Below are 8,604 nucleotides of genomic sequence, written 5' to 3'. Positions count from 1 at the left end.
TGTAATGACATACAGCGCAGACTCAATAATGTATGTATTTATTGGAATGGCTGCAGTAAATTATTCTATTTCGCATCCATTAAGAGAAGCTCTGTATATTCCGACCACCAAAGATATGAAGTTTAAGGCTAAGGCGTGGATCGATACTTTTGGCACTAAGTTTTCTAAGGGTTTTGGTTGTATAGTTTCGAATTCTATTAATTTTTGCACTGCAGGAACATCTCTTGCAAATACCGCTTACGGTGGCGTGTTTGGAGCGTTAATGTTGCTTTGGTTTACTGCTTCATGGTTGCTTGGCAAAAAATATGAAAAATCAACTCGCAACAATGAAATTATTGGCAGCGATATTCCTGGAAATATGTAAGCAGGCACAGGCTAAATTGATTATAGAGAGATAATAATAAAAGAAAGGACCTTGTACATGTTAAGTGCGGCTTTTAAAAAAATTGGTGCCATTGTTAAAAAAATGGGCTTATCTATCGACCTGGACAACCAAGAGCGCAAGCAGGTGCTATGGCTAGCCTTTGCATTCTTTTGTGTGATTGGTGCATATACCGTTATTAAAGAAATGAAAGATGTTCTTTTTGCTCAAATTGTAGGATCTTCATCTCTTGGCTCTGTGAAATTTATTTCAATGTTTGTTCTTCTTCCGGCAACGCTTTTATATGCCAAGCTAGTTGATTACATGAGCAGGTTTTGGCTGCTTGTTTTTTACTGCGCGCTGTATGGCGTTGGTGGCCTTTTTATAGCATATTTTCTTGCAGATCCAGTAATTGGTCTGGGAAATGGCGTAGCGAATTCTAATCGTTATTTTGGGTGGTTTATTTATCTGTTTTATGAGGGAGTTGTTCCTTTTGTGGTAAGCGTTTTTTGGTCGTTTTGTAATTCTATTGCGAAGCCAGAGACTGCAAAAAAAGGGTATACGCTTATTATTGCGGGATCTAAGCTTGGTGGAATGTTTACAGCTGGTATAGCCTGGGCATTGTTTACGCCAACGACTGTCTTAGGGTCGCTAGGTTGGACTTCTTTGTGTAGGCATCAAATTTTACTCATTGGCGCTTCTGTTTTGCTGGTCTTGTCGCCAGTTGTTATTTACTTCTTAATGAAGACATCTTCGGAAAAAAGCTTGCATGGGTACGAATCTTCTTATGATTATGAAAAAGAACAAGAGAAAAAAGGGGACTCTGAAACAGGAATGTTTTCAGGTCTTGCTTTGATCGTAAAGCATCCATATATCCTTGGTATTTTTGGGATGATGTTTTTTTATGAGCTTGTAAACGTTGTTCTTGGCATTCAGCGAGTTGTGGTAAATCAAGTTGGGGCAAAAGATGCGGCTGCATTTACTGGCACGATGTTTAAGCAAAGATTCATGATGCATTGTGTTGGCATGGTTGTTTCGTTCTTTGGTACTCGTGTTTTAATTAAGCTTTTAGGCGAGCGCCTGTGCTTGCTGTTGATTCCGATTTTAACCGGTTTCTTATTGGCGTACTTCATGATAGCCTACGACGAGCAGGCAGTGTTGTATGTGTTTATGCTTCTTGGAATGATGAATTATGCATTCGCATCTCCACTAAGAGAGGCGTTGTATATTCCTACAGTTAGAGATGTTCGCTTTAAGTCAAAAGCTTGGATCGAATCTTTCGGGCAACGCTTTGCAAAGGCTTGTGGGTCTGGAGTCATTGGGTCAATTCAAAAAGTTGCAGCGATTGGAACGCCTCTTTATTTAGGTATGTTCTCAGGCTTTTTTGCTTGCGTTGTAGCTCTATGGGTCGGCGTAGCCTGGCTTCTTGGCAAAAAATATGCGTCACTTGTTAAAAAAGGCGAAGCTATTGGTGCGGAATAATGGCTTAAAATTTGTAATTTTTTGTTTTTCAGGTACTCTTGTACATATGAATTAGTAACATGTTTTTTAGTGATAATAACTTAAATTAAAGGACCTCAAAAGGTGTATTTATGATAGATTTTAAACAGTTGATAGATGTTGGTTTACATTTCGGCCACCAAAAATCGAGATGGTGTCCAAAAATGGAATCTTACATTTGGGGGCATAGAGGCGGTGTTCATCTTATAGACATTTCAAAAACCGCATATGCTTTGCAAAAAACTGCAACGTTTTTAGAAGCTGTTGTTGCCCGTGGTGAAACTGTTTTATGGGTTGGAACAAAAAAACCAGCAAAAGAAATGATCGCTACTGTTGGTCAAGCAACAAAAATGCCATACGTTGATTATCGCTGGGTTGGTGGAACAATTACTAATTATCATCAAGTGAAAAAAGCTGTTACTAAGCTTCTTCATTTTGAAGATGTGATTGCAAAATCTTCAAAAGAAAATTCTCCTTATACAAAAAAAGAAGTTGTTAGATTCCAAAAGCTAGCAGAACGTTTAGCTAGAAGTGTTGGTGGTCTTAAAGCTTTGACTCAAAATATTGGCGCAATTGTTTTAATTGACGTTCGTAAAGAGCAAACAGCATTGTTAGAATCTGTTGCATCAGGAGTTCCTGTTGTGGCATTGGTTGATACAAATTCTGATCCAAGTGGCGTTCAATTCGTAATTCCTGGAAATGATGATTCTGCAAAAGGTATCGCATTCGTTTTAAATTATTTACAAGATGCTGTTCTTAAAGGTATCGCTAAAAAAGCAGAAGTAAGCAAAAATGCAAAAGATGCGGTTGAAGCTCAAAGAGCTGCTGCAAAAGATGCTGCTGATTCTAATAAATCTTTTGAAGCAAAAAGAGCTGAATTAAGAGATATCGTTATCGATACTTCTGATGAAAGCGATGAAGAAAGTTCAGATAAAAAACGGGTTGCTAAAGTAGCATTTAAAAAACCTGTTGCTAAAAAGAGCGCATAGGCAAATCTCTGCAAGGAGAGATGTCTGAGTGGTCGAAAGAGCATGATTGGAAATCATGTATGTTCTGAAAAGAGCATCGAGGGTTCGAATCCCTCTCTCTCCACCATTCATTTTTCCCTAAGTTGGCGCAAGATAGCTATATTTTTAAAGTATATCTATAGCGTGTTTGAAAAAAATGAATGGCAGGCCAGAGCTCAAAGGACTTTAAGTAAAGTATTTGAAGTGTCTGTTGCAACATAGTGCTCGTACAAAAATTGATTAAAAAGCTGAGAGAAGTTTTTAAAATTTAAGGTGTTTAAACTGTCAGGTCCGGAAGGAAGCAGCAGGGACATTTTTAAATTTGTAAAAGCTTCTCTCTTTTGTTAAATAGCTTAGGCAGGATGTTTAAAAGTTGAGCAAGGTTATTTTATGAGCCAAGTAGCATTAAATTTAGCTAGAAAATGGCGCTCGAGCAATTTTAAAGAAATTATTGGGCAAGACTTAGTTATACGAATTTTGCAAAATAGCCTATTTAAAAATCAATTTTTTCCTGTGTATCTTTTTTCTGGACAACGTGGTTGTGGAAAAACGTCAACAGCTCGTGTATTTGCTTCTGCAATAAACTGTAAGAAGCTTTCAGAGTTTCAAAATAATCCTCAAATTAACTCTGTTCCTTGTTTGCAGTGTCATTCATGTGTTGCAATGACACAGGGTCGGCATCCAGATTTTATGGAAATTGATGCAGCGTCTTACACAGGTGTTGATAACATCCGAAACATTATTGATACATCATCATTTTTACCGCTTTTGGGCGATCGTAAAATATATTTGATTGATGAAGTTCACATGCTGAGCAAAGCAGCATTTAATGCATTTTTAAAAATTTTAGAAGAACCTCCAAAGTTTGTGGTTTTTATTTTAGCAACGACAGAGGCGCAAAAGTTGCCAGAAACGGTTCGCTCTCGTTGTTTTCAGTTATTTTTTAATCCTGTTGGGCTTGATCAAGTTATTAAGCATTTAGAAAATATGTGTCAAAAAGAATCGATTGATTATGATTCTTTTGGGCTTGAGTTGATTGCTCAAGTATCACAGGGTTCACTTCGTGATGCAATTAACCTTTTAGAGCAGGCTCGATTTGCTGATAGTAAGGTTACCAAGCCAGTTGTGCTTTCAGTTCTTGGATATTTAGATGATCGAGCATTATATAAGCTGCTTTCTTTGATGATTGTAAAAGATCATAAAGAATTGTTAGCTTTTTTTTATGACTTATCAAAACAAACAATTTCTACAGATTATGTCGTAAAAAGATTTGTTGAGCTTTTGTATGATGCAATTGTTTTAAAGTATGGCGGCGAGCCAAGATATTTTTCAGATATGTCTTCAGAGCTAAAAGAATTAATTAATGATTTTTCTATGCAGCAACTAACGGTTTATTTTGATCAGATTTGCAGCTTAGATATGGCGCTTTCAAAAACGAGCAAGAAGCAACTTCTTTTTGAATCAATGATAATTCGATTAATGAGTAAAGATTTATCTAGCCATTTTATTTTAAATGGTGAAAAAAAAAAATAAGCAATCATCGCCCGTAGCGAGGTCTGTAGGTCAGTCACACCAGGCTGATGGATTATCAATTGAAAATAGCTTACGAGCGCATGGAGCTGAAAACATAGGCGGATTGCCTGAGCAAGATGTATCACCTGATTCTGGTCTTGTAAAATGGCAGATGTTTATTAAAGTTGTACATGCTCATATTGATCCTGTGCTGGCATCAATGTTGTTTGAAACGGATTTTATTAAATTTGATCACGCTAAAAAGATTGTACATTTGGTAACTTTAAAAAAATTTACTATGTTTCAAGATTTATTTATTGAACAAAGGACAAATTATCAAGAATATCTTGATCGGATATTTGGATTCAAAACAGTTCTCGTTGTTGAATTTGTAAAGATCTCAGAGAAAAAGAAGATGGATGAACAAAAAAAGGAGACGTCTGGTTCAGTTGTGCAGATGCATTCAACGCAGGTAACTTCGTCGAATGCAATTGGCTCAGCTCAATCAAGGCGACAGGCCACTGGACAGAGAACTTATGACCGGGCTGCTGCAAGCAGCAGAAATGTAGGTGATCGATCTGTAAGTGTAAGTGTGGGTAGAAATGAAAAAAATATTGATATTACTGATGAAAAAAAATGGAAGTTAACCCATAAATTGCTTGAGCATTTTGGGGGAACTGTGCGCGAAATTATAAAGGATTCAAATGAATTTGATGCCTAAGGTTGTCATTGTTGGACGAACTAACGTAGGGAAGTCGTCATTGTTTAATCGAATTGCACCAAAAGTGAAAAGCTTAACGCTTGATCTTGAGGGTGTGACTCGTGATATGATAACTGATTTTGTAGAGTGGAATGGTGTTAAGTTTGAATTGGTTGATACCGGTGGTATTGATCTTTGTAAAAAAGCTGACGAAATGACATGCCTAGTTACTCAAAAAGTTAAAATAGCTTTAGAACAAGCATCGTTGTTGCTGTTTGTCGTTGATGGTCAAACTGGCATAGCAGAGCAAGATATGCACATACGTAATTTTTTGCATAATCTTAAAAAGCCTGTCTTTGTCTTGGTAAATAAAGTTGATACCTTTGAGCACGAAGAAAATATAGGTCAATTCCACAAATTTGGATTTGATAATATTTATGGAGTTTCTGCTGCACATGGTCGTAGTATTGGTGATCTTTTAGACCGAGTTGTTGAAGTTATTTCGCAAACTAAACCAACAGTTCGAGTAATGGACGAAGAACCTGAGTTTAAAGTTGCCTTTTTAGGTCGCCCGAATGCGGGAAAATCTTCACTCATGAATTTGCTCTTAGATCAAGATTTTTCTATTGTTTCTCCTGTTGCAGGAACTACTCGTGAAGCTCTTCGAAAACGTTTTGCTTTTAACAAGCAAGTAGTTGAATTAATTGATACTGCTGGGGTTCGCAGAAAAAGTGGTGTAAATACTGAGCTTGAGTCCATGATGGTAACCAATGCGCTGCAGGCTGCTAAGCGTGCGCACATTGTTTTACTTTTAATTGATGTCCAAGAGCCAGAATTGACCTCTCAAGAACTTAAATTAACATCCTATGCTTTTGAAAATGGTTCTGCGGTCATTGTTCTGTTTAATAAAATGGATTTGCTTGACGAAGAAAAACAAGAATATTTGGATTCATCAAAAGAAGAATATAAATACTTTTTGAAAAAACTTGAGACTTTAAGCATTTCGTGCAAAACGGGTAAAAATGTTGGCAAGGTTTTACCTTTGGTTCAAGATGTCTGGGAGCGCTTTGGAACTCGTTTTTCTGAGCGTTATTTAACAGATCTTTTTATGGATGCTTTGGTTAAAACTCCTTTGTATAAAAATGGTCAAAGGTTAACTTTTCACAGAGCTCATCAAGTAGGTACTGCTCCGATTAGAATTGAACTGATCGTACGAAATACAGAAATATTTGAAGAAAATCATCGTGCTTTCTTTGAAAATATTTTGCGCAAAGCAAAAGATTTAAAAAGTATTCCTCTGTTCTTTTACGCTAAGGCAAAAAGAGACTTAAGATAGTTTGTAGCTTTCCTTGTTATTTATAATCCTTTTTTAATACAATTATTTCAAATCTGAAATAAAAACTATTAAGAAAGGATTTTTTTATGCAAGCAGATATGACTTTTAGGGGCATTGACTCATCTGTTGCAATGGAGCAGTGTTTAAAAAATACTTTGGCAAAGAAGAGCCAGATTCTATTTTTGTGCATGTTGTCTTTGAAGGAAGCTTAAATCATCACATGTTTTCTTGTGAAGTTCGAATTAAATCTCCACATTTTGACTTGATAGCAAAGCGTGAGGGTAAGGAGATGTATTCAGTTATTGATGAAGTTATGCATATCATGGAGCGAGAGCTTCAAGTGGCAAAACAACAAATTGTTAATGATATTCGCAAAAGACCAAAAGCCTTTTAAAAAAGTTTTGAATTTAAATAAAGAAGCGCGCCTATTTTGGAAGCGCTTCTTTATTTGTTTGTTATCTGCGATTAGCAGCATCAACCTCCGCAGATGTTTTTGCTCCAGATTGTCTTAATCTTTTGATTACATCCTGATTCATAAGGCGATTAAATCTTGAATTTTTTGATAAATCGAAGGCAATATCTAAAGGAGTTTTGCCTTCACTGTTTTTCTCATTTACTCTTGCATTATTCTCTAACAAACCATTTATTGCAGATTCGTCATTTTTTAGAACTGCAAGGTGTAGCGGGGTATTGTTTTGATTGTCTTTAATGTTTATAAAAGAAAGATTTGACAATAACTGTTCAGTTCCTGCTATTGATGCAATATATTTTGGTGTTTTTTCGTCGAAGCTAAGAGCTTTCACAGCTGGCTTTGGAGCCTTGTTCATTATACTATCAAGATATTTATCAGTGTCTTGGATTGGAATGTTTTTTGCTTCATCAGCGTTTTGGGTTGAAATGTTTTTTGCTCTAGATTGATTTTTTTTTGCTATATTTCTTTGTTGTTCTTCTCTTTGTATCTTTTTTAGTTCTTCTGCTGTTTGTTTGTTTTTTATTTCTATACCTGTATCATCCCACTCATCATAGTCAATTTCTGGTCCATACGTATGACTGCCACTTAAGAGCAGTAAGCTTAAAAAAGCTGCATTTAATTTTTTGAAGTCCTTCATTTTTTCACATCCTTTTTTGGATAAAAATATATAATAGTTCATATCATCTCATAGTTTGCATAACCAAAATCAAGATTTTTTTAATTTAAATTAATTAAATTATTGGTTTATGAGCATTTGTTTATAAAATTAGTAGATAGTAAATGTTCTAATAAACGTATTTGCCAAATTCTTTAGCAGTTTTGCCATTTTTATTTTTAATAGATTTGTCTGCTCGAGCTCCTAGTAAAAATTCTTCAGTTTTTTCAGATGCATATAAATCGTTATGCTTGCTTAATCTGTTGGCGTAGTGCAATGGAGTATTTCCTTGCTTGTCTTTTTGATTAACAAAAGAGTTATTCTTGAGCAGTTCGTTTGCGAGATCAGCTTTTCCATTTTCAGCAGCATAGTGCAAAGCTGTTTTTCCTAAAAAGTCTCTAACGTAAATGTTTGCACCATGTTCAAGTAGTGCATTTGCCATGGGTTGATTGCCTTTTTGGGCAGCGATATGCAGTGGAGTTTCGCCCTTGTTATTTTTAGCATTTACATACGCATTAACTGAAAGTAATTCTAGTAAAAGAGTTGGTGATTTTAGTAAAGATGCTACATGTAATGCAGTGTCGCCATCATTATCTCTCATATTGATAGAATCTTTAAAGCTTTTAGTGTTTTTATTCTCTTGGATTATTCTGATGGCCGCGGTTATTTTTTTATAAATCTTGGATTGGATATCAACTTTTTTGGGATTATTGCGATAATCTTTTAGTTCATTTATTAATCTTTTTATATCTGAGATATTTTCTGCCAAGGTATCTTTTTCATCATCTGTCGTGAAGTAATCAGCACTTTGAGAGTTTTTTAATGTTTTATGTTCCGGTTGATCATCGCTAGCATGTTCTGTTTGCAAAAGACTCTTTTGCATTGGAGATATTTGATTAGAGCTTAGGGTTAGTAAGCTCAAAAGAGTGACTTTTAGTTTTTGAAAATGCTTCATTTTTGATATCCCTTTTTTATAAAAATATATTACTCATAATAGTTTGGCATAATGCAGGGTTCTAAAATCAATAGTTTTTAATTTAAACAGACCATTCTATTCGAGA

9 protein-coding genes, 1 tRNA gene and 1 other RNA gene are annotated in these 8,604 nt (G+C 35.5%); 9 read left to right on the top strand and 2 right to left on the bottom strand.

Translation table 11 applies throughout. The features are described 5' to 3' along the window. The 9 genes from NTU89_03310 to NTU89_03270 all read left to right on the top strand — a co-directional run. A partial coding sequence (locus NTU89_03310; protein ID MCX5923572.1) for a hypothetical protein occupies positions 1-364 on the top strand: 364 nt, incomplete at its 5' end. A 57-nt stretch (positions 365-421) separates the two neighbouring features. Next, on the top strand, positions 422-1,843 hold the full coding sequence (locus tag NTU89_03305; GenBank protein MCX5923571.1) for a hypothetical protein: 1,422 nt from the start codon (positions 422-424) through the stop codon (positions 1,841-1,843). Between the two features lie 110 nt (positions 1,844-1,953). Continuing rightward, positions 1,954-2,850: a 30S ribosomal protein S2 gene (gene rpsB, locus NTU89_03300; protein MCX5923570.1), complete on the top strand. Its 897-nt coding sequence runs from the start codon at positions 1,954-1,956 to the stop codon at positions 2,848-2,850. Between the two features lie 14 nt (positions 2,851-2,864). Then, positions 2,865-2,956, top strand: a tRNA-Ser gene (locus NTU89_03295). Between the two features lie 161 nt (positions 2,957-3,117). Then, positions 3,118-3,211: signal recognition particle sRNA small type (gene ffs / locus NTU89_03290), an RNA gene on the top strand. 47 nt (positions 3,212-3,258) lie between these two features. Beyond that, the gene (dnaX, locus tag NTU89_03285) at positions 3,259-4,401 is read left to right on the top strand and encodes a DNA polymerase III subunit gamma/tau (protein MCX5923569.1); all 1,143 of its coding nucleotides are present in this window, start codon (positions 3,259-3,261) and stop codon (positions 4,399-4,401) included. Next, positions 4,382-5,101 (top strand): hypothetical protein, encoded by a 720-nt coding sequence (locus NTU89_03280; protein ID MCX5923568.1) that lies wholly within the window; start codon positions 4,382-4,384, stop codon positions 5,099-5,101. Before dnaX ends, NTU89_03280 begins: the two co-directional genes overlap by 20 nt. Continuing rightward, positions 5,085-6,416, top strand: coding sequence for a ribosome biogenesis GTPase Der (gene der, locus NTU89_03275; GenBank protein ID MCX5923567.1), 1,332 nt, complete (start codon positions 5,085-5,087; stop codon positions 6,414-6,416). Before NTU89_03280 ends, der begins: the two co-directional genes overlap by 17 nt. 139 nt (positions 6,417-6,555) lie before the next feature. After that, entirely contained in the window at positions 6,556-6,810 is a 255-nt protein-coding gene (locus tag NTU89_03270; protein MCX5923566.1) for an HPF/RaiA family ribosome-associated protein, read from the top strand. A 61-nt stretch (positions 6,811-6,871) separates the two neighbouring features. Here the strand turns inward: NTU89_03270 and NTU89_03265 are convergent, their stop codons facing one another. Further along, on the bottom strand, positions 6,872-7,525 hold the full coding sequence (locus NTU89_03265) for an ankyrin repeat domain-containing protein (GenBank protein MCX5923565.1): 654 nt from the start codon (positions 7,523-7,525) through the stop codon (positions 6,872-6,874). A 148-nt stretch (positions 7,526-7,673) separates the two neighbouring features. Beyond that, the gene (locus NTU89_03260) at positions 7,674-8,498 is read right to left on the bottom strand and encodes an ankyrin repeat domain-containing protein (GenBank protein ID MCX5923564.1); all 825 of its coding nucleotides are present in this window, start codon (positions 8,496-8,498) and stop codon (positions 7,674-7,676) included. Positions 8,499-8,604: the final 106 nt, after the last annotated feature.

Source organism: Candidatus Dependentiae bacterium (assembly GCA_026389065.1).
Taxonomy (GTDB): domain Bacteria; phylum Babelota; class Babeliae; order Babelales; family Chromulinivoraceae; genus JACPFN01.
Note: the sequence above shows the minus strand (reverse complement) of the source record. Positions and strands in the feature narration are given on the sequence as shown.

Coding starts and splice junctions, on each gene's coding strand:
- NTU89_03305 (MCX5923571.1), top strand. CDS start 422: ATGTTAAGTGCGGCTTTTAAAAAAATTGGTGCCATTGTTAAAAAAATG.
- rpsB (MCX5923570.1), top strand. CDS start 1,954: ATGATAGATTTTAAACAGTTGATAGATGTTGGTTTACATTTCGGCCAC.
- dnaX (MCX5923569.1), top strand. CDS start 3,259: ATGAGCCAAGTAGCATTAAATTTAGCTAGAAAATGGCGCTCGAGCAAT.
- NTU89_03280 (MCX5923568.1), top strand. CDS start 4,382: ATGGTGAAAAAAAAAAATAAGCAATCATCGCCCGTAGCGAGGTCTGTA.
- der (MCX5923567.1), top strand. CDS start 5,085: ATGAATTTGATGCCTAAGGTTGTCATTGTTGGACGAACTAACGTAGGG.
- NTU89_03265 (MCX5923565.1), bottom strand. CDS start 7,525: ATGAAGGACTTCAAAAAATTAAATGCAGCTTTTTTAAGCTTACTGCTC.
- NTU89_03260 (MCX5923564.1), bottom strand. CDS start 8,498: ATGAAGCATTTTCAAAAACTAAAAGTCACTCTTTTGAGCTTACTAACC.